Source organism: Streptomyces sp. NPDC096324 (assembly GCF_044763015.1).
Lineage (GTDB): Bacteria > Actinomycetota > Actinomycetes > Streptomycetales > Streptomycetaceae > Streptomyces.
The window spans coordinates 725,460-742,245 of record NZ_JBIWFK010000002.1 but is presented as its reverse complement, the minus strand read 5'-3'; the positions used below and the strand labels follow the sequence as shown (position 1 = coordinate 742,245).

Here is a 16,786-nt window from a genome sequence, read left to right as displayed (position 1 = left end):
CCCAATGAAGATCATCGGACGCGAACCGGCCGCCTGGGCGGCCCTCGCTAGCATCCTCCTCCAGGTGATCGGCGCGTTCGTCGCCGACTTCGACGCCACCAAGCAGGCCTGGGTGAACGCCGTCGTCATCGCAGCGCTCGGCCTCATCGTCGCCGTCATGGTCCACGACGGCGTCATCGCCGCCATCACCGGCTTCGCGCAGGCGGTCATCGTTCTCGCCGCAGGCCTCGGCCTGGACTGGTCCGCGGAGAAGCAGGCGCTCGTCCTGTCGCTGATCACCGCCGTCGCCCAGTTCGCGGTCCGGCAGGTCGTGACAGCGCCGGTGCCCCCGCTGCCTGCACCCGCCGCGGCGAAGTCCAGCCCGCAGGCGGTCTGAATGCGCTGCCGTGCGGCCCGGCGGGTCATGCGGCTGCTCGGCCGCCGCGGCGCGTTCCTCCTGGCGTTCGGCGCAGTGTGGGGCCTGATCGGCTACGGGCAGATCACCTCCCCTCCGCCGGATCAGCGCGGCTTGCATCTGCTGCTGGACCGGGTGCCGCTGGAGGTGTGGGGCTGGCTGTGGATCACAGCCGGGCTGGTCGCGATCGTGTCCGCGTTCCTGCCGCAAGGCAGCGACCGGTTCGCGTTCCTGGCCCTTCCGCTGATCGTCCTGCCGTGGGTCATCTCGTACTTCGTGGCCTGGTGGCAGGGGCAGTACCCCAGAGGGTGGATCGCGAGCGCGCTGTACGGCGGCCTGGCGATCGGAATCATGGTCGTGGCCGGCTGGGGGGAGCCGCCACGTCCCAAGAGAGAAGAGCCGCGGTATGACGCCTGACGTGAACGGGATTGCGTCGGTCCTGGGGACGATCGCGACAGGAGGCCTCGCCGCGTGGGCCGCACGGTCGGCAAAGCGCACCAAGTCGCAGGAGCGGCGCGACGACTTCACCACGGTCACGACCCGCATGGACAAAGAGATCAAGCGGCTCGAACTCCGGCAGGTCGAGCAGCAGGAGCAGATCACCGGCCAGGGCGCGGCCATCGCGTGGCTCGTCACCGACCGCGGGCGTCTCGTCGGATACATCCGTAGGGCGGGTGGGGAGCCTCCGGCGCCGCGGCCGATACCGCCGAGGGCCCGCCCTTACCTGGATTCCATCGACGTGTGAGACCTGGAGTACGAATGCCTGAACCGCCCCAGGAGCGGCGACCGCGCCTCGACGATTCCGCCGCGGATGTGGCAAGCCTCGTCCAGCTCGGCCGAGGAGACCCGCCGCCCATCCCTGCGCCGGCCACCAAGCCGTTCCTCGAACCCGACTGGCCACCCGACGACGAGATCGAGTAGCAGCGCCCTCGCTCCTCTGCCAACCGGCAGGGGAGCGAGGGCGCTTCGTCGTGTCAGCGCTTTCCAGTCCACTTCCGCACAGACATGCGGTCGACTCCAGCTACCCGGGCGAACCCGGCCTCGCTCAGCTTGTCGTGGGCGATGACGGTGCGTGCGGCCTGCTGGAGTGCGGCGGAGGTGGCGGACAAGGCGGCGCGGGCGGCGGCGCGCTGCTGGCCGTAGTCGGCGAGGACGTCCTCGGTGGGCTCGGTCATGAGCCGGTAGGCGACGGTGAGGGCGGCGTCGCGCTCGGGCTGGTCGTCGGCGTCCGGGTAGCGGGCTTCGATGTCTTCTGCCTGGTTGAGGAGTTCGGCGAGCTCGTCAGCGTCGAGGCCGTGTCCGTCGCCGAGCCACGCTTCGAGTTCGTGCTGCTGCATGGTCAGTTCTCCTCGTTGTCGCAGGCGTGGCAGTCGCAGGGGTAGGAGATCGTGTCGCCGCCGACGGCCTCGGCGAAGGCGTCGCCCTCGGGGGTGCAGTGGGCGGCGGGGGCGTGGAAGATCTCGGCCTGCTCGGTGGCGGTCTCGTAGAGGCGGCGGGCGTGGCCTTCGCCGCGGTGGTCTTCGTCGACCCAGATGTTCATGATCTCGTGGCGGTCGGTGGAGACGTAGAGCTCGGCGATGAGGATGTCGGCGCTGTCGCGGGTTTCCCAGATGAGGTTGCTGCTGCCGTCGCCGTAGTAGTCGCCGGTGCGGTGGGTGATCGTCAGCATGATGGTCCCCTCTGGAGCGCCCCTCGCTCCATCTGTAGACCACTCTACATGTCGTCTGTAGCCCTGTCTGCAGGTTCGCACCGCTCGCCAAACGGTCCTCCGGTGAACAGAGTTGCGCTGTAGAGCTCTCGATAACATGCGATACCCGGGCCCCGCTCCTTCGTTGGAGCGGGGCCCGTCGTCGTCTTCGGGAGCGTCGAGCCTGTGTCGAGAAACGAACGAATGTTGGGCAGTGCGGCTTCAACTTCGTTGCCGCAGCACGAGAATGACGAAAACTCGTGTCCTGAGCTATGTCGCACAAACGGTTCGCAAGCGCTACGCTCGGTCCATGAGAATCGGATACGGCCGGGTCTCGACCCGCGACCAGAACCCAGACGCACAGGAGGACGCCCTCAAGGCCGCCGACTGCGACCGCGTCTTCGTCGACAAGGCCTCCGGCAAGCTCGCCTCACGGCCGGAGCTCGACAAAGCACTCATCGCCGCCCGAGAGGGCGACCAGTTCGTCATCACCAAGCTCGACAGGCTTGGCCGCTCCTTGAAGAACCTCATCGACCTGTCGGACCGCCTGCGTGACCAGCACGTCGACCTCGTCGTCATCGACCAGGGCATCAATACGAGCACGCACACGGGCCGGATGTTCTTCCAGATCCTCGGCGCCATTGCCGAGTTCGAGCACGCCATGATGGTCGAGCGCACCCATGACGGTCTCTCCGCGGCACGCGCCCGCGGTCGGGTCGGCGGCAGGAAGCAGGCCCTCAAGCCGCGCCAGGTCCAACTCGCCCAGGAGATGTACGACGAGCTCGGCGACGACGGCAAGCGCAAGCACACCGTGCAGGGCATCGCCGACGAACTCGGCGTCGCCCGCACCACCATCTACCGGTACCTCGACAGGAAGGAAGCCTGATCATGGACCTGCACAGTCAGATGCAGCTCACCGTCTTGGCCTCAGTAGCGGCGGGCCTGGCCACGCTCGCTGCCATCGTCCTCCCGGGGAACGACCTCGGGTGGCCGCGCTTGGTGCTCGGCCTCGTGGTCTGCATCCTCGCGAGCGTAGGTTCGGCTTGGGTCCTGACTCGCCACTTCAAAAAAGAGAACTGACGCCGCTCGAAGGGAAGCCGCTCCAAATGCGACGCCCCCGCCAGGGAAAGTGGCGGGGGCGTCGCCGCGCCAGCCTACTGGTCCTCGATCGAGAAACCGTCGTGCCCGTTGCAGAGCACGTCAGGGCAGTACCAGAGGACGGAGACGTCGGGGTCAGGCTCGCCAGACTCGTCGCGTTGGAGCTGACGGTCGATTCGGCTCATCGTGCCGCAGTCGATGCAGGGCTGGTCGCGGAGACGGTGAGCCTCGGATCGTGAGTAGATCGTCTTCGGTTTGCTCATGGCAGCAAGGTAAGGCCGATCTGCCCGAGCGTTCCCTCCGCTCCATCCCGTCGCGCTTGCCCACCGGCTGTCAGCCCTTCGGCTGGAGCCGCTCCCCAGGCTCCGTCTCGACGATCTCCACGTCCGTGGCCCCGCCGGCTTCCAGCCGCGCCTTCCGGTCGTCGGCGCTGGCCTGGTCGTAGCTGACGACGGAGGCGCGGGGCGTGCCGTCGGGGTCGGTCCAGGTGAGGCCATAGTTCGTGATCGTGATCGCCATGGGCTCATCATCGCTGGTGGGACTGACAGCGGCCCGTGTGCGGTCGCCGGGCCGCCGTCGTAGCGTGGCGGGGTGGGGGCTCGTCGCGGAGGTCTGCCATGCCCCGAACCATCTGGTCAGGCGCTATCTCGTTCGGTCTCGTCACCGTCCCCATCCACGTCGTTTCGGCGACGGAGGATCACAGCATCCACTTCCACCGGGTGCACCTCTCGGACATGGGCCGGGTACGGAACCGGAAGTACTGCGAGATCGAGGACCGCGAGGTCTCCACGGCCGAGATCGGCAAGGGCTACGAGTACGCCAAGGACACCATCGTCCCGGTCCTCGACGAGGAGCTGCGGGAGATGCCGCTGCCCACGGCGAAGGCGATCGAGCTGGTGGCGTTCATGCCGGCCGAGAGCATCGACCCGATCCGGGTGGGTGACGGCTACTACCTGGAGCCGGACGGGCAGGTGGCGGCGAAGCCGTACATGCTGCTGGTGAAAGCCTTGCAGCGGTCGTCGAAGGTGGCCGTGGCGAAGTACGCCTGGTCTGGCCGTGAGCGGCTGGGGCTGCTGCGGGTCCGCGACGACGTGATCGTCCTGCATGCGATGCGCTGGGAGGACGAGGTTCGCAGCCCGGCCGAGCTGGCGCCCGAGGCGGTGGAGCTGACCGAGCAGGAGCTCGTCGAGGCGGAGCACCTGATCGACCGGCTGACCCGCGACGACCTCGAAGGCGAGGAGTTCACGGACCGGTACACGAAGGCCGTGGAGGAGCTCATCGACGCCAAGCGCGAGCACCGGGACCCGCCGACGGCAGGGGAAGAGCCAAAGGAGCCGGGGCAGATCGTCGACCTGATGGCCGCGCTGAAGGAGTCCGTCGCGAAGGCCCGTGAGTCCCGCGGCGAGGATGCCACCGTCCACGACATGCCGAAGAAGAAGACCGCGAAGAAGGCGTCGGCGAAGAAGCAGCCGGCCAAGAAGACCGCGGCAAAGAAGACGGCGGCCAAGAAGGCGACGCGGAAACCGCGGACCGCCTAGCGCCAGCGGACCGAAAACATCCAGCCTTGATCTAGCCGTATGGCTGGTTCCAGGTGCATGGTGTGCGTGCGGGGCCCCACCGTCCTCTCCCGGTGGGGGACCGCACTGGGTTCCCGTCTGAGCTGCGCGGATGGTTGAGCCCGCCGCACCTCCCGGCCCCCTCGGGAGGCTAAGCGGCTGTCCTCAGTCGAGGATGCCGAGCTCTGTGTCTGGCCGGCAGTGGGGGCAGGCGTCGACCCGCTCGGCGAGCGCCCGGCGCGCCTGGTCTTCCGTGACGCCGCGGCTGCGCTTGCCGGCCATGTGGCAGTCGCCGCGGTGCACGTAGACGGGTGGCGTGTGTCCGTCCAGGCCGCGCTCGATCATCCAGTCGGGGGCGGGTGGCCTGGCTTGGATGCCGCGTTCCCGTTCCCGCTCGCGTGTCTCCTCGTCCTCGATCCATCGGCGGGTGCGGTCGAGGTCTTGCTCCTGGACGCGTTCGAGGAAGCGGAGCAGGTCCAGTCTCGGCATGACGGGGTCGTTCACGTGTTCGATAATAGGGCTGTACTCTGCCGAGGTCACATCGGGCTCGAGCGAAAGGGACAGCCGTGGACTCTCCTGACCTGCTGGAACTACTCGGCATCGACCCAGCCGACCTCGAGCCCGCCCCACCCAACGCCTCCTACCGCTCGAGCAGCCACCTCACCGAGCAGCACGCCTGCCTACGCTGCGGTCGACCTGCCACCCTCGCCGGCGTCATCGACGTCCCGACCCTCGGCAGCCGCTGGATCGACCGGTGCGGCCCGTGCTTCGTTGCCACATCCTCGAGACCCAGCGGCACCGCTGCTCCCCTCGAGGACACCCTGGCCGTTCTCCGTGACGCGGCGCTCGAGGCCGGCGTGCGGTTGCACGTGATGATCGAGGACGACCGGCGTGAATGACCCCGGCCGCTACCACCTGCTCCTCGCCGTCGAGGGGCGACCCGCGATGCACGGCTGGTGGAACGAGCAGGCCACCGCTGAGCGGAAGTTCAGGTCCTGGATCGGCGAGTGCGGCAGCATGCCCGGCGCCCACATCACCCTCGTCGACGAGGTCGAGGAGCGGGTTATCCACAGATGGCCGGACGAGGACTGACTTCTGCCATCCTGGCCGTATGGATGACTACTCGCCTATCGGCGGCACGACGCTCACGGGGCCCGTCGAAGAGTGGCAGCACCCCGACGGCTACTGGACGGCGGCGTTCGGCGCCGAGCTGGCCCAGGCCCAGGCCGCGAGGCGCCCTGTCACCTGCCCGATCTGCGCCGAGCCGAACAGCGCCGTGCGCGCTGAGGCCATCGCGGCCACGACGCCTGACAGTAACGGCTTGTTCCGGGAGTTCGCAGGCAACGTCGGCACGCTCATCGTCCTCGAAGGGTGCGGGCACACTGTCAAGCGCTGACGGCCTCGTTGTCAGCGCCCGCCGTTACGCTGATCGCACAAGCATTCACGACTACCAAGTCGGGGATGCTGCTGAAGCCCCGCCGGAGTGATGCCCGGCGGGGCTCGCTGCTGTCTAGGCCGCCTCAGTCGCCGGGTGCCGCACGGCTGCCTTGACCCGCATCTCTTCGGCGTACCGGTCGCTGCCGCCGGGGAGCGCGGCGTGGAACTTGAGGGCCGCTTCCCGCCAGGCCCGCCACAGCTGCCCGTACTCGGCGTGCTGCTCCTCGCTCCAGCCGTCACCCGCGGAGGGGCTGCCGTACCGTTCCTGCAGTTCGAGGAGCCGGGCGTGCGCGTCCATGGAGGCTTGTTCCAGGGCGATCAGGTCGTTCGAAGGTGCGTCGCTCACGAGTGCGGATCCTACGCCGCTTCGACGATGTCCCCGTGCTCAAGCGCGTCCAGTGCGGCCAACAGTCGGCGGTACTCGGCCCGCTGCGCATCCGTCAGCCCTACTGCGGGATGCCCGCCCGGCCCTATCCACAGGGCGCGGATCTGAGCGTTCAGCTCCGCAGCAGAGGGCGGCGCATCATCTTGCGCCGGGGGAGTGGGGGGCATGGCGATCAGTCTAGGGGCGGGGTCTGACAGCGGTCAGCCCTCCGTTGGGGGCTGTCCCACGTAGGTGCCGCGGCCCTGCACCGTCCACACGGCCTGCTCTTCGGCGAGCGCGGCGATGGCCCGCCGCACGGTGGACCGGGCGAGCCCGTACTCCTGCACCAGCCGCGTCTCGCTGGCGATCGGCCGGCCCTCGGCCCAGTCGCCGCGCGCGATGCGGGCCTTCAGGATGTCCGCCAGCTGCCGGTAGGGGGTGACGGGGCCCTCGTGGTCGATCTGTGCGTCAGGATCAGTCGCCATGATCCGAAGCTAGACACGCCTCGACGGAGCGGCATCGGCAGCTACGTACCGAGACGTAGCGAGACAGGGCGATACAAGTCGGGCTAGCCTGAAATTGCACGACGCCTCCGAGGCCGCGGCCCACGCAACCCCGGAGGCTGGCCGACGAAGGAGCCGTCGACGTGGACGAGCGTAGAGAGCAACCCCCAGGAGCCGTAACCCGCCCGCCGGTCATAGTCTCCGGCGCCCGCCTCAGCCCGTTACAGGAGGCGTGGAGCAAGTACGTCGACCACGCCATCGCCTGCGCGGACTGCCGGCATATCGGTCGTGGCCGCTGCGAGGAGTCCGACGGGCTGTACCGGGCCTATCAGGCGCTCGACGCGGCTCGCTCCTGACTCCAGAGTCAGCTTTTGTGAAGATTAGAGCTCGCGTCAATAGTCGATTTGGGCATCGGTGTTACGGCCTGCCGGAAAAGCCCAGGCCACAGGTTCGCCTGACGGCTACGAAGGCATGGTGAATGTGTGCATGCCGTGGAGATTCATGCGGCATGCAGCCTTCCGCAATGGGGAAACGTGAGGTTGACTCTCGTTCAAGCCAGACGGCTCGAAACGGCCGTTGTGGCTGCTCAGCCGTGGAGGAGGTCAGTCACATGGACCCGCAACTCATGGGCCACCAGGAGCAGGTGGCTGAGCTTCATCTCCTGCCCGGCTTCCATCCGCTGGATCGTGCTGCGGTCCAGTCCGGTGGTGTGGGCAAGGCTCTCCTGGGTCATGTTCTGGTGGAGGCGCCGGACGCGTATGCGGTCGCCGACGGCCTTGCGGGCATCGATGATCCATCGAGGTTGCTCGTCGGGCACCCGACTAACGCTTTAACGATCATGGTCGTAAGTCAGCAGCAGTTTTGCGGCAGTTTTCGATCATGAAATAACCAACCGCCGACCCCGCCGGGTCGGCCGCGCCCTGCGAAGGGAGACGGAGATCGCAGGGCTGCTAGTACTGTTCGGAAATCGAATGTATGTTCACACGATCGAGTGAACAACCCCGCGCCGGCACATCGGGTTAGGCAGGCCGGGAACCCGCTCAGAACCCGAGACCAGCCTGCACCGCCCGTGAGTCGGCTCGACCCCACCCCTAGACAGCCGGCCCGCATACGACAGCAGCCGGTCCAATCGCCGCCCTCTGGATCGCCGTACCCACCTCCCAAGGAGGCGATCCGGAGGGCGGTGCCATGTCCAGGGTGGACTCAACTGGGAGACGGCTGGGAGAAATGGCCTCCGAAACGCTCCGCCCAGCTACGCGAATCTGCGCAATGATGCGAAGCATTGCGCGAAATCGGGCACTCACGAACACGCACACTGGGAGCCGGTCAGCCCGCGGATTCACCCGCGTGCGGACTCAGGACATCCATGCTGACCAGGGAAAACAGGGTCAATCCGAGGGCGATCCGGTACCAGACGAACGGCATGAAGCTCTTGTGGGAGATGAACTTCATGAACCACGCGATGACGGCGTATCCGACCGCGAAGGCGATGATCGTCGCGAAGACGGTCGGTCCCCAGGAGACGTGGCCCTCCGCGGCCGCGTCCTTGAGTTCGAAGGTGCCGGACGCGAGGACGGCCGGCATGGCGAGGAGGAAGGAGTAGCGGGCCGCCGCCGCGCGGCTGTAGCCCATGAACAGGCCGCCACTGATGGTGGCGCCGGACCGGGAGACACCGGGGACCAGGGCCATCGCCTGGCAGACGCCGAACAGCAGGCCGTCCTTGGTGTTCAGGTCCTCGAGCACCTTGCGCTGCTTCGCCGCCCGGTGCCTGCCGCCCGTCTCGTCGCGGGCCGCGAGCCGGTCGGCGATGCCTATGACGATGCCCATCACGATCAGCATGGTCGCGGTGACCCGCAGATCGCGGAACGGCCCCTCGATCTGGTCCTTGAGCGTGATCCCGAGCACGCCGATCGGGATCGAGCCGACGATCACCAGCCAGCCCATCTGGGCGTCGTGGTCGCGCCGCATCGCCTTGTTCGTGAGCGAGCGGAACCACGCCGACAGGATCCGTCCCACGTCCTTGCGGAAGTAGATCAGCACCGCGGCCTCCGTGCCGAGCTGCGTGATCGCGGTGAACGCCGCGCCGGGATCGTCCCAGCCCGCGAAGGCCGCGGTCAGCCGCAGATGCGCGCTGGAGGAGACGGGAAGGAATTCGGTCAGCCCCTGGACGAGTCCGAGGACGAGGGATTGAAACCAAGACATGAAGTTACGTGGTCCAAGTGCTGATCGTGGAACGGGAGATGGGCACGCCCGACCGCGGTGTGCGGCGGTCACGGACGCTCAGGGAAGCCTAACCGTCGTGGCCCACGGCCCGGCCACGGGGGTTTCGGTGACGGTCCGCCCACGCTGCGCAGCGGTCGGCCGGCCGTGTCCCGTCACCGCTCTCCCGCCATCCCTCGCCCGCCGCTCCCCGTGCGGCTACTCCGGCACCGGTCCCGTCACCGTCCAGCCCGGGGCCTGCGGGTGGGCCGTGAGGGAGTCGTGTTCGACCTGCTCGCCGCACTCCCGGCAGACGACCCGGGGGACCAGTTCGTGGCCGCAGGCGTGCTCCAGCACCATGGGTCGGAAGCCGTCCTCCTGGAGGTGCCGGTCGCCCCAGGACATCAGCATCAGCAGGACGGGGCTCAGTTCGAGGCCCGCGCGCGTGGGCCGGTACTCGTAGCGCCTGGGGCGGTCGCTGTACTGCGCCTTCTCCAGCAGCCCGGCGTCGACGAGGCGCTTCAGCCTGGCCGTCAGCACGTCCCGAGGGGCGCCGATGTTGCGCGCGAGCTGGTCGAAGCGCGTCGCGCCGAGCGACACCTCGCGCAGGACCAGCAGGGAGTACTTCTCGCCGACGAGAGCGAGCGTCGCGGCGATCGAGCAGGGGCGGGGGTCCTTCATGCCGCCAGTCTACGAAGGTGGGTTGGATATTCCAACTCACCTTGTTACTCTTGGGTCACTTAGTGGGTTTGGAAAACCTACTCACTCGGTGCGGTGGCCGGCCCCGACCGGTCGCCGCTTCCCCCACCTCAGAGACCGACCGACCTGAGAGGCATCCCATGCGTGACGCCGTGATCGTCGAAGCCGTACGCACCCCCGTCGGCAAGGGCAAGCCGAACGGTTCGCTCGCCCATGTCCACCCCGTGGAACTCCTCGCCCACACCCTCCGCACGCTCGTCGAACGCTCCGGGATCGACCCGGCGCTGATCGACGACGTCATCGGCGGCACCGTCGACCAGGTCGGCGAGCAGGCCATGAACACCACCCGGTACGCCGTGCTCTCCGCGGGATTCCCCGACGCCGTCCCGGCGACCACCGTGGACCGCCAGTGCGGCTCGTCCCAGCAGGCGGTGCACTTCGCCGCCCAGGGCGTCATGTCGGGGGCGTACGACATCGTCGTGGCCTGCGGCGTGGAGTCGATGAGCCGTGTGCCGATGTGGTCCAACGTGCCGGCGGGCGCGGACCCATTCGGACCCGGCGTCGCGGAGCGCTACCCCGAGGGTCTGGTGCCGCAGGGCATCAGCGCCGAACTCATCGCCGCCAAGTGGGGCATCACCCGCGAGCGGATGGACGAGTTCGCGATCGGCTCGCACCGGAAGGCGGCACAGGCGTGGGACGGCGGTCTGTTCGACGCCGAGGTCGCGCCCCTGGAAGGTCTCGCCCGGGACGAGAGCGTCCGCCCCGGCAGCACCCCCGAGGTGCTCGCCGGGCTGAAGCCCGCGTACTACGACCCCGGCTTCGCCGAGCGCTTCCCGCAGATCGACTGGTCCGTCACGGCGGGGAACGCGAGCCCGGTCAACGACGGCGCCTCCGCCGTGCTCATCATGGCGGGCGAGACCGCCGCCCGCCTCGGCCTGCGGCCCGTCGCCCGTCTCCACAGCTTCGCCGTCACCGGCTCCGACCCGCTGCTGATGCTCACCGGTGTCATCCCGGCCACCGAGAAGGTGCTGCGCAAGGCCGGTCTCGACCTCGGTGACATCGACCTCTTCGAGGTGAACGAGGCCTTCGCCGCCGTGGTTCTCGCCTGGCAGCAGGAGACGGGCGCCGACCTGTCCAAGGTCAACGTGCACGGCGGAGCCATCGCGATCGGCCACCCGCTCGGCGCGAGCGGCACCCGCCTCACCACGACCCTCGTCCACGCCATGCGGGCCCGGGGTGCCCGCTACGCCCTGCAGACGATGTGCGAGGCGGGCGGACTGGCGAACGCGATGATCCTGGAAGCGGTGCGTCCGTAGCGGGTGCGCCCCCGCCGGGCGCGGTCGCAGCGTGCGCGGTCGTTCCCTCGTACGGGTGCCGTGCGGGTCTCAGTGGCCGCGCAGGTGGTGGCGCTTGCGCCAGGCCACCACCGTTCCGGCCAGGGCGGGAACCGTGATCAGGGCCATCGCGATCAGGAACGCGGGGGAGGTCGGCGACGACGCGCGGGCCCCGGCGACGGCGTACGCGGCGGTGTTCGGGATCGAGCCGAGCGCCGTCGCGACCAGGAACGGCAGCCAGCCCATGCGGGACACGGCAGCGCAGTAGTTGGCCGCCCAGAACGGGACACCGGGGAACAGCCGGGCCACCATCATCGAGCGGAAGCCGTGCCGGCTGAGCTGGCCGTCCGCGGCCTTCAGCCAGCGGGCCCGCAGCAGCGGCCGCAGCGCGTCCTGCCCGAGGAGCCGGCCGAGTCCGAACGCGGCACCCGCGCCGAGCACCGTGCCCACCAGTGCGGAGCCGAGGCCCAGTTGGGAGCCGAACACGGCACCGGCCGCCAGATTGAGCAGCGGCCGGGGCACGAACGCGACCGTGCACAGCCCGTACGCCGCCGCGAACGCGACGGCCGCCGCGGCGCCGCCGAGCTGAGGCGGCCAGCCGTCGGCGAGCAGCCGCTGCGGGTCGAAGAGGAACACGCTCGACGCGGCCGCCGCGAGCAGCACGACGAGCAGGGAGAGCCGCGCCCAGGGTGAGAGCAGCGCTCTCAGGAGGCGTGCGGCCGGATCGGTGCGCGGGGCGGTCGGGACCGTGGGTGCGGCGACGGCGATCTCCGGGCCCACGACCAGGTCGGTGGCGACGGTGAGCTCCGTTGCGGCGGCCTGGGGAGTGGCCGTGGCGGTGCCCCCAGAGCGGGTGGTGGCATCGAGCATTCCGGTGACACTAGCCGACGCGTGTGTGTGACCGCCGTATGGTTCGTCTCATGGGCGTCACAGCTTCCGGAACGTCGCGTGCGCGGTTCGAGGTGCCGGACAGCGCGCTCGCGGACCTGCTCCTGGAGCGGCTCACCACCGTCTACCCGGCGGCGGCGGACCCCGACCGGGCCGCGTCCATGCGCGCGTACATGAAGGACATCGCTCCCTTCCTCGGCCTGACGACGCCCGAGCGCCGCGCCCTTTCCCGCACCGTGCTCCTGGACACCGCCCGGCCCGACGAGAAGGACTGCGCCGCGCTCGCCCTGCGCTGCTGGCGGCTGCCGGAACGCGAGTACCAGTACTTCGCCGTCGACTATCTGCGCCGCCATGTCACGCGCCTGTCGTCGGGCTTCCTGCCGGTGGCCCGGCATCTCGTGTCCACCGTCTCCTGGTGGGACACCGTCGACGCGCTCGCCGCGCACGTGGTGGGAGGTCTGGTGGCCGCCGACCCGCGCCTGCGCGCCGACATGGACGCCTGGATCGAGGACGACGACCTGTGGGTCGCCCGTACGGCGCTGCTCCATCAGCTCCGGTACAAGGAGGCCACCGACACCGGGCGGCTCTTCGCGTACTGCGTCCGGCAGGCCGGCCATCCCGACTTCTTCATCCGCAAAGCCATCGGATGGTGTCTGCGCGAGTACGCCAGGACCGACCCGCACGCCGTACGGGACTTCGTCGCCGCCGAGCGGGCGGAACTCGCGCCGCTGTCCGTGCGCGAGGCGCTCAAGAACATCGGTCCCTGAGCCGGCGGACGCCCCCAGGACGAACCCCACGGCCCCCGCGGCACCACCCCCGCCCCACCGGTCCGCCGGGCGCCGAAAATCATTCGACGCGGGGAGACCCGTCGGAGATGATCTCCTCATGTTCCGGTACGCCTTCCTCCTCGCAGCATCCGCAGTCGCGGATGCGCCGAAGGCTGCCGTCCGGATCACCACGGCAGCCGTCGACGGCGCCCGAAGCTGACCCTTCCCGGAACGTCCGGCGGACCCCGCAGGGGGAGGGTCGGTCACTCCTGGGGGTCCCCGTCCCGGCCGGTACGCGCCGGGGCCATCACTCAGCTCCGCTGACACCGAAGAGGCTTCGAGGAACCGCCATGCCCAAGACGGCTTACGTGCGCACCAAACCGCACCTGAACATCGGCACCATGGGTCACGTCGACCACGGCAAGACCACCCTGACCGCCGCCATCACCAAGGTCCTCGCCGAGCGCGGCTCCGGCACCTTCGTCCCGTTCGACCGGATCGACCGGGCGCCGGAGGAGGCCGCGCGCGGCATCACCATCAACATCGCGCACGTCGAGTACGAGACCGACACCCGGCACTACGCGCACGTGGACATGCCCGGCCACGCCGACTACGTCAAGAACATGGTCACCGGCGCGGCCCAGCTCGACGGGGCGATCCTCGTCGTGTCCGCGCTGGACGGAATCATGCCGCAGACCGCCGAGCACGTACTGCTCGCCCGGCAGGTGGGCGTCGACCACATCGTCGTCGCCCTCAACAAGGCCGACGCGGGCGACGAGGAGCTCACGGACCTGGTCGAGCTGGAGGTCCGCGAGCTGCTCTCCGCCCAGGGCTACGGGGGCGACTCCGTACCCGTCGTACGGGTGTCCGGCCTCAAGGCCCTTGAAGGGGACCCCCGGTGGACGGCGGCGATCGACGCGCTGCTCGACGCCGTCGACACCTATGTGCCGATGCCCGAGCGCTATCTCGACGCTCCGTTCCTGATGCCGGTCGAGAACGTGCTCACCATCACCGGACGCGGAACGGTCGTCACCGGTGCCGTGGAGCGAGGCACGATCCACGTCGGCGACCGGGTCGAGGTGCTCGGCGCGGGCGTCGACACGGTGGTCACCGGCCTGGAGACCTTCGGCAAGCCGATGGAGGAGGCGCAGGCGGGCGACAACGTGGCGCTGCTGCTGCGCGGGGTGCCCCGCGACGCGGTACGCCGCGGGCACATCGCCGCCGCGCCCGGCAGCGTCGTGCCCAGCAGCCGTTTCACGGCGCGGGTGTACGTCCTGTCGACACGCGAGGGCGGCCGTACGACAGCGGTCTCCACCGGGTACCGGCCGCAGTTCTACATCCGCACCGCGGACGTGGTCGGCGACGTCGACCTCGGCGAGGTGGCCGTCGCCCGGCCCGGAGACACGGTCGTCATGACCGTCGAACTCGGGCGCGAGGTGCCGCTGGAGCCGGGTCTCGGCTTCGCGATCCGTGAGGGCGGCCGCACGGTCGGCGCCGGGACGGTGACGTCGGTCGGCTGACGCCCGGCGCCGGCGCCCGGCCGCGAACGGGGACGCGGGGCCCGCCACACCGTGGCGGGCCCCGTTCCCGTCGCCCGCCAGGGCGTCGATCGGGGTACCGCACAATGGACCCGTGGACGAGCCGATACCCGTGACGCGGGCCGTGGATCACGGGAACGCCAAGCTGATGCCCGACGTGGACCGCGAGCGGGCGTGGCTGCTGACCGTGGACGGCGCGCCCCAGTCGTACGTCGATCTGGACGAACCGACGCACCTGGAGTTCGAGTACACCCGGCGGCTGGGCCACGTGCTGGACACGGTGGCGGAGGCGGGGCGCGCTCTGGACGTGCTGCACCTCGGCGGCGGGGCGCTGACCCTGCCCCGCTACGTCGCGGCCACCCGGCCCGGTTCACGCCAGGACGTGATCGAGGCGGACAAGGGCCTGCTGGACCTGATCGGCGAGTGCCTGCCGCTGCCCGGCGGCTCGGGCGTCGAGCTGCACCACGCCGACGCCCGCGCCTGGATCGAAGCCGCCACCCCCGCCTCCGCCGACATCCTGATCGCGGACGTCTTCGGCGGCTCGCGTGTACCGGCGCACCTGACGTCCATCGCGTACGCGAGCGCCGCCGAACGTGTGCTGCGCCCCGGCGGTTTCTACCTCGCCAACCTCGCGGACGCGGCGCCCTTCGCCTTCCTGCGCTCCCAGCTCGCCACGTTCTCCACCGTCTTCGAGGAGATCGCCCTCATCGCCGAACCCGGCGTGCTGCGCGGCCGGCGCTTCGGCAACGCCGTGCTCGTGGCCTCCCACGAGCCGTTCGACACGGCGGCACTGGCCCGTCGTACGGCCGCCGACGCCTTCCCGGCCCGTGTCGAACACGGTCCCGCGCTGCGGGACTTCATCGCGGACGCCGCTCCGGTACGCGACGAGGACGCGGTTCCCTCACCCGAGCCGCCCGGCGGGTCCTTCGGCATCGGCTGACGCCCGCTTCGTGCCGGGCACCGCGGCGGGTGCGCCCTGCGCCACCGCCCGCGTTCGCCGCGTCAGATTGCGGACGTCCGGGACGCACAGCACCGCCGCCGTGGCCAGCACGACGAGCGCCGCGCAGCCCCACAGCGCGGGCGTCCGGCCGAAGGCCTGCTCCGCGGGACCCGCCAGCGCCGTGGCCAGCGGGACCATAGCGATCGAGCCGAACCAGTCGTACGCCGACACCCGCGAGAGCTTGTCCTCGGGGATCTCCTGGTGGAGCGCCGTCATCCACGACACACCGAACACCTCTATCGCCGTACCGCTGACGAACATCACCGCGTACAGCGGTCCCACCGGCAGGGGGACCGCGAGCGCGGCGGCGGGTGCCGCGAGCGGGAAGACGCACAGGGTGCCCGTGAGCAGCAGGCGACGGGGCTTCCAGCGGGTCATGAGCAGAGCGCCGCCCACGGTCCCGGCGCCGAACGCGCCGAGCGCCAGGCCCCAGGGTCCCGGCCCGCCCAGACTGTCCCGGGCGACGAGCGGACCGTAGACCGCGTCCGCCGCTCCGACGACCGCGACCACCACGGAGAACTGCGCGACGATCGTCCACAGCCACGGACGCCCGACGAATTCGTGCCAGCCGTCGCGCAGATCGGCGAGGAGGCCGCCGCCCGGCTCACGCGGCGGTATGTGGCTGACGTCGAGGAAGCCACGCAGGGCGCCGGCGGCCGCGAAGGCCACCGCGTCCACGGCCAGCACCCAGCCCGGTCCGATGACGGCCACCAGGGCGCCGCCCAGGGCCGCGCCGCCGACACCCGCGCCCTGCATCGCCATCCGGAACAGCGCGAACGCGCGGCTCGCCTGCTCCCCGCGGACGGAGGACATGAGCATGCCCTCGGCGGCCGGGTTGAAGAAGGCCTGCCCGGTGCCACCGAGCGCGGACAGCAGCATCATCTGCCACAGCCGTGCCTCGCCGGAGAGGACGAGTACGGCGAACGCCGCCTGCGACACACAGTTGAGGGCGTTGGCGGCGACCATCACCCGGTGCCGCGGCAGCCGGTCCGCGACGGCTCCGCCGATCAGCAGGAAGAGCACCAGCGGCAGGGTTCGTGCCGCGGCCACCAGACCGACGTCGCCTCCGTCGCCGCCGGCGGCGAGCACCGCGAACGCGGCGGCGATCAGCGCGCCCTGGCTGCCCAGGTTGGTGACGACGGCGGCGGCCGTCAGAAGGCTGTAGTTCCGGCCCGCCCAGGAGGGGCGGCGGGAGGGTCGGGCGCGGTCGGCGGCTGAGGTCACCGGGAGACTATCGCCGCCCGGTGCCCGACTTGCCAAACCCATGACCTGCACTCTTGCGGGCATTCACCCCGTGCGGCGGTGTCCGCGGAACACGCTCG

The 16,786-nt window shown here is 70.0% G+C and carries 27 protein-coding genes; 15 read left to right on the top strand and 12 right to left on the bottom strand.

Translation table 11 applies throughout. The annotated features are described in order from the left end of the window. The first annotated feature begins 4 nt into the window (after positions 1–4). From ACIQ7M_RS06810 to ACIQ7M_RS06795, 4 genes are read left to right on the top strand one after another with little or no spacing between them, the layout of a single operon-like run. Positions 5–376: a hypothetical protein gene (locus ACIQ7M_RS06810; RefSeq protein WP_403640533.1), complete on the top strand. Its 372-nt coding sequence runs from the start codon at positions 5–7 to the stop codon at positions 374–376. Next, positions 377–811 (top strand): hypothetical protein, encoded by a 435-nt coding sequence (locus ACIQ7M_RS06805; RefSeq protein WP_403640530.1) that lies wholly within the window; start codon positions 377–379, stop codon positions 809–811. Between the two features lies 1 nt (position 812). Next, positions 813–1,139: a hypothetical protein gene (locus tag ACIQ7M_RS06800; protein ID WP_403640527.1), complete on the top strand. Its 327-nt coding sequence runs from the start codon at positions 813–815 to the stop codon at positions 1,137–1,139. 14 nt (positions 1,140–1,153) lie between these two features. Continuing rightward, the gene (locus ACIQ7M_RS06795; RefSeq protein WP_403640524.1) at positions 1,154–1,315 is read left to right on the top strand and encodes a hypothetical protein; all 162 of its coding nucleotides are present in this window, start codon (positions 1,154–1,156) and stop codon (positions 1,313–1,315) included. Positions 1,316–1,368: 53 nt separating this feature from the next. Here the strand turns inward: ACIQ7M_RS06795 and ACIQ7M_RS06790 are convergent, their stop codons facing one another. Together ACIQ7M_RS06790 and ACIQ7M_RS06785 are read right to left on the bottom strand one after the other, a co-directional pair. Next, positions 1,369–1,731, bottom strand: a complete 363-nt coding sequence (locus ACIQ7M_RS06790) for a hypothetical protein (RefSeq protein ID WP_403640521.1) — start codon at positions 1,729–1,731, stop codon at positions 1,369–1,371. 2 nt (positions 1,732–1,733) lie between these two features. Beyond that, positions 1,734–2,063, bottom strand: coding sequence for a GNAT family N-acetyltransferase (locus ACIQ7M_RS06785; protein WP_403640518.1), 330 nt, complete (start codon positions 2,061–2,063; stop codon positions 1,734–1,736). 328 nt (positions 2,064–2,391) lie between these two features. Here ACIQ7M_RS06785 and ACIQ7M_RS06780 point away from each other — a divergent pair, with 328 nt between their 5' ends. Together ACIQ7M_RS06780 and ACIQ7M_RS06775 are read left to right on the top strand one after the other, a co-directional pair. Further along, entirely contained in the window at positions 2,392–2,967 is a 576-nt protein-coding gene (locus ACIQ7M_RS06780; RefSeq protein ID WP_403640515.1) for a recombinase family protein, read from the top strand. Positions 2,968–2,969: 2 nt separating this feature from the next. Beyond that, on the top strand, positions 2,970–3,161 hold the full coding sequence (locus ACIQ7M_RS06775) for a hypothetical protein (RefSeq protein ID WP_403640512.1): 192 nt from the start codon (positions 2,970–2,972) through the stop codon (positions 3,159–3,161). 74 nt (positions 3,162–3,235) lie between these two features. Here the strand turns inward: ACIQ7M_RS06775 and ACIQ7M_RS06770 are convergent, their stop codons facing one another. Together ACIQ7M_RS06770 and ACIQ7M_RS06765 are read right to left on the bottom strand one after the other, a co-directional pair. Beyond that, positions 3,236–3,442 (bottom strand): hypothetical protein, encoded by a 207-nt coding sequence (locus ACIQ7M_RS06770; RefSeq protein WP_403640509.1) that lies wholly within the window; start codon positions 3,440–3,442, stop codon positions 3,236–3,238. Positions 3,443–3,512: 70 nt separating this feature from the next. After that, positions 3,513–3,698 (bottom strand): hypothetical protein, encoded by a 186-nt coding sequence (locus ACIQ7M_RS06765; RefSeq protein ID WP_403640506.1) that lies wholly within the window; start codon positions 3,696–3,698, stop codon positions 3,513–3,515. Between the two features lie 98 nt (positions 3,699–3,796). On the opposite strand from ACIQ7M_RS06765, the gene ACIQ7M_RS06760 reads away from it, so the two are divergent. Next, positions 3,797–4,717: a Ku protein gene (locus ACIQ7M_RS06760; protein WP_403640503.1), complete on the top strand. Its 921-nt coding sequence runs from the start codon at positions 3,797–3,799 to the stop codon at positions 4,715–4,717. A gap of 183 nt (positions 4,718–4,900) precedes the next feature. Here ACIQ7M_RS06760 and ACIQ7M_RS06755 read toward each other — a convergent pair whose 3' ends face one another. After that, positions 4,901–5,239 carry a DUF6233 domain-containing protein gene (locus ACIQ7M_RS06755; protein ID WP_403640500.1) on the bottom strand — a complete coding sequence of 113 codons (339 nt, stop codon included), beginning with the start codon at positions 5,237–5,239 and terminating at the stop codon, positions 4,901–4,903. 62 nt (positions 5,240–5,301) lie between these two features. Here ACIQ7M_RS06755 and ACIQ7M_RS06750 point away from each other — a divergent pair, with 62 nt between their 5' ends. From ACIQ7M_RS06750 to ACIQ7M_RS06740, 3 genes are read left to right on the top strand one after another with little or no spacing between them, the layout of a single operon-like run. Continuing rightward, a complete protein-coding gene (locus ACIQ7M_RS06750; protein WP_403640498.1) occupies positions 5,302–5,634 on the top strand; it encodes a hypothetical protein in 333 nt (110 codons plus the stop codon). Continuing rightward, a complete protein-coding gene (locus tag ACIQ7M_RS06745) occupies positions 5,627–5,827 on the top strand; it encodes a hypothetical protein (protein WP_403640495.1) in 201 nt (66 codons plus the stop codon). The genes ACIQ7M_RS06750 and ACIQ7M_RS06745 overlap by 8 nt, the downstream gene beginning before the upstream one ends. Positions 5,828–5,846: 19 nt before the next feature. Beyond that, entirely contained in the window at positions 5,847–6,131 is a 285-nt protein-coding gene (locus ACIQ7M_RS06740; protein WP_403640492.1) for a hypothetical protein, read from the top strand. Between the two features lie 114 nt (positions 6,132–6,245). Here ACIQ7M_RS06740 and ACIQ7M_RS06735 read toward each other — a convergent pair whose 3' ends face one another. Both ACIQ7M_RS06735 and ACIQ7M_RS06730 read right to left on the bottom strand, forming a co-directional pair. Then, positions 6,246–6,518, bottom strand: coding sequence for a hypothetical protein (locus tag ACIQ7M_RS06735; RefSeq protein ID WP_403640489.1), 273 nt, complete (start codon positions 6,516–6,518; stop codon positions 6,246–6,248). Between the two features lie 239 nt (positions 6,519–6,757). Next, the gene (locus tag ACIQ7M_RS06730) at positions 6,758–7,021 is read right to left on the bottom strand and encodes a GntR family transcriptional regulator (RefSeq protein WP_403640486.1); all 264 of its coding nucleotides are present in this window, start codon (positions 7,019–7,021) and stop codon (positions 6,758–6,760) included. Between the two features lie 161 nt (positions 7,022–7,182). On the opposite strand from ACIQ7M_RS06730, the gene ACIQ7M_RS06725 reads away from it, so the two are divergent. Then, complete coding sequence (locus ACIQ7M_RS06725; RefSeq protein WP_403640483.1) at positions 7,183–7,395, top strand: hypothetical protein; 213 nt, start codon at positions 7,183–7,185, stop codon at positions 7,393–7,395. Between the two features lie 230 nt (positions 7,396–7,625). On the opposite strand, the gene ACIQ7M_RS06720 is transcribed toward ACIQ7M_RS06725, so the two are convergent. The 3 genes from ACIQ7M_RS06720 to ACIQ7M_RS06710 all read right to left on the bottom strand — a co-directional run bounded on the left by ACIQ7M_RS06720 (position 7,626) and on the right by ACIQ7M_RS06710 (position 9,919). After that, positions 7,626–7,856, bottom strand: coding sequence for a helix-turn-helix domain-containing protein (locus tag ACIQ7M_RS06720; RefSeq protein ID WP_403640480.1), 231 nt, complete (start codon positions 7,854–7,856; stop codon positions 7,626–7,628). A 509-nt stretch (positions 7,857–8,365) separates the two neighbouring features. Further along, positions 8,366–9,241 carry an undecaprenyl-diphosphate phosphatase gene (locus ACIQ7M_RS06715; protein WP_403640477.1) on the bottom strand — a complete coding sequence of 292 codons (876 nt, stop codon included), beginning with the start codon at positions 9,239–9,241 and terminating at the stop codon, positions 8,366–8,368. A gap of 216 nt (positions 9,242–9,457) precedes the next feature. Continuing rightward, complete coding sequence (locus ACIQ7M_RS06710) at positions 9,458–9,919, bottom strand: winged helix-turn-helix transcriptional regulator (RefSeq protein ID WP_403640474.1); 462 nt, start codon at positions 9,917–9,919, stop codon at positions 9,458–9,460. A 158-nt stretch (positions 9,920–10,077) separates the two neighbouring features. On the opposite strand from ACIQ7M_RS06710, the gene ACIQ7M_RS06705 reads away from it, so the two are divergent. After that, positions 10,078–11,253, top strand: coding sequence for a thiolase family protein (locus ACIQ7M_RS06705; RefSeq protein WP_403640471.1), 1,176 nt, complete (start codon positions 10,078–10,080; stop codon positions 11,251–11,253). 69 nt (positions 11,254–11,322) lie between these two features. Here the strand turns inward: ACIQ7M_RS06705 and ACIQ7M_RS06700 are convergent, their stop codons facing one another. Then, positions 11,323–12,141, bottom strand: coding sequence for a VTT domain-containing protein (locus ACIQ7M_RS06700; protein ID WP_355768609.1), 819 nt, complete (start codon positions 12,139–12,141; stop codon positions 11,323–11,325). A gap of 50 nt (positions 12,142–12,191) precedes the next feature. Between ACIQ7M_RS06700 and ACIQ7M_RS06695 the strand changes: the two genes are divergently transcribed. The 3 genes from ACIQ7M_RS06695 to ACIQ7M_RS06685 all read left to right on the top strand — a co-directional run bounded on the left by ACIQ7M_RS06695 (position 12,192) and on the right by ACIQ7M_RS06685 (position 15,404). Beyond that, positions 12,192–12,926: a DNA alkylation repair protein gene (locus ACIQ7M_RS06695; RefSeq protein WP_403640468.1), complete on the top strand. Its 735-nt coding sequence runs from the start codon at positions 12,192–12,194 to the stop codon at positions 12,924–12,926. A 350-nt stretch (positions 12,927–13,276) separates the two neighbouring features. After that, positions 13,277–14,446 carry an elongation factor Tu gene (gene tuf, locus ACIQ7M_RS06690; protein WP_355768614.1) on the top strand — a complete coding sequence of 390 codons (1,170 nt, stop codon included), beginning with the start codon at positions 13,277–13,279 and terminating at the stop codon, positions 14,444–14,446. Between the two features lie 112 nt (positions 14,447–14,558). Further along, positions 14,559–15,404: a spermidine synthase gene (locus tag ACIQ7M_RS06685; protein ID WP_403640464.1), complete on the top strand. Its 846-nt coding sequence runs from the start codon at positions 14,559–14,561 to the stop codon at positions 15,402–15,404. Here ACIQ7M_RS06685 and ACIQ7M_RS06680 read toward each other — a convergent pair. Next, entirely contained in the window at positions 15,366–16,730 is a 1,365-nt protein-coding gene (locus tag ACIQ7M_RS06680) for an MFS transporter (protein ID WP_403640461.1), read from the bottom strand. The genes ACIQ7M_RS06685 and ACIQ7M_RS06680 overlap by 39 nt on opposite strands. Positions 16,731–16,786: the final 56 nt, after the last annotated feature.

What these genes read in the sequence shown, in the direction of transcription:
- ACIQ7M_RS06765 (WP_403640506.1), bottom strand. Translation starts at nt 3,698, where the DNA reads ATGGCGATCACGATCACGAACTATGGCCTCACCTGGACCGACCCCGAC.
- ACIQ7M_RS06730 (WP_403640486.1), bottom strand. Translation starts at nt 7,021, where the DNA reads ATGGCGACTGATCCTGACGCACAGATCGACCACGAGGGCCCCGTCACC.
- ACIQ7M_RS06790 (WP_403640521.1), bottom strand. Translation starts at nt 1,731, where the DNA reads ATGCAGCAGCACGAACTCGAAGCGTGGCTCGGCGACGGACACGGCCTC.
- ACIQ7M_RS06705 (WP_403640471.1), top strand. Translation starts at nt 10,078, where the DNA reads ATGCGTGACGCCGTGATCGTCGAAGCCGTACGCACCCCCGTCGGCAAG.
- ACIQ7M_RS06700 (WP_355768609.1), bottom strand. Translation starts at nt 12,141, where the DNA reads ATGCTCGATGCCACCACCCGCTCTGGGGGCACCGCCACGGCCACTCCC.
- ACIQ7M_RS06680 (WP_403640461.1), bottom strand. Translation starts at nt 16,730, where the DNA reads ATGGGTTTGGCAAGTCGGGCACCGGGCGGCGATAGTCTCCCGGTGACC.
- tuf (WP_355768614.1), top strand. Translation starts at nt 13,277, where the DNA reads ATGCCCAAGACGGCTTACGTGCGCACCAAACCGCACCTGAACATCGGC.
- ACIQ7M_RS06810 (WP_403640533.1), top strand. Translation starts at nt 5, where the DNA reads ATGAAGATCATCGGACGCGAACCGGCCGCCTGGGCGGCCCTCGCTAGC.
- ACIQ7M_RS06710 (WP_403640474.1), bottom strand. Translation starts at nt 9,919, where the DNA reads ATGAAGGACCCCCGCCCCTGCTCGATCGCCGCGACGCTCGCTCTCGTC.
- ACIQ7M_RS06805 (WP_403640530.1), top strand. Translation starts at nt 377, where the DNA reads ATGCGCTGCCGTGCGGCCCGGCGGGTCATGCGGCTGCTCGGCCGCCGC.
- ACIQ7M_RS06770 (WP_403640509.1), bottom strand. Translation starts at nt 3,442, where the DNA reads ATGAGCAAACCGAAGACGATCTACTCACGATCCGAGGCTCACCGTCTC.
- ACIQ7M_RS06695 (WP_403640468.1), top strand. Translation starts at nt 12,192, where the DNA reads ATGGGCGTCACAGCTTCCGGAACGTCGCGTGCGCGGTTCGAGGTGCCG.
- ACIQ7M_RS06785 (WP_403640518.1), bottom strand. Translation starts at nt 2,063, where the DNA reads ATGCTGACGATCACCCACCGCACCGGCGACTACTACGGCGACGGCAGC.
- ACIQ7M_RS06740 (WP_403640492.1), top strand. Translation starts at nt 5,847, where the DNA reads ATGGATGACTACTCGCCTATCGGCGGCACGACGCTCACGGGGCCCGTC.
- ACIQ7M_RS06780 (WP_403640515.1), top strand. Translation starts at nt 2,392, where the DNA reads ATGAGAATCGGATACGGCCGGGTCTCGACCCGCGACCAGAACCCAGAC.
- ACIQ7M_RS06795 (WP_403640524.1), top strand. Translation starts at nt 1,154, where the DNA reads ATGCCTGAACCGCCCCAGGAGCGGCGACCGCGCCTCGACGATTCCGCC.
- ACIQ7M_RS06715 (WP_403640477.1), bottom strand. Translation starts at nt 9,241, where the DNA reads ATGTCTTGGTTTCAATCCCTCGTCCTCGGACTCGTCCAGGGGCTGACC.
- ACIQ7M_RS06775 (WP_403640512.1), top strand. Translation starts at nt 2,970, where the DNA reads ATGGACCTGCACAGTCAGATGCAGCTCACCGTCTTGGCCTCAGTAGCG.
- ACIQ7M_RS06760 (WP_403640503.1), top strand. Translation starts at nt 3,797, where the DNA reads ATGCCCCGAACCATCTGGTCAGGCGCTATCTCGTTCGGTCTCGTCACC.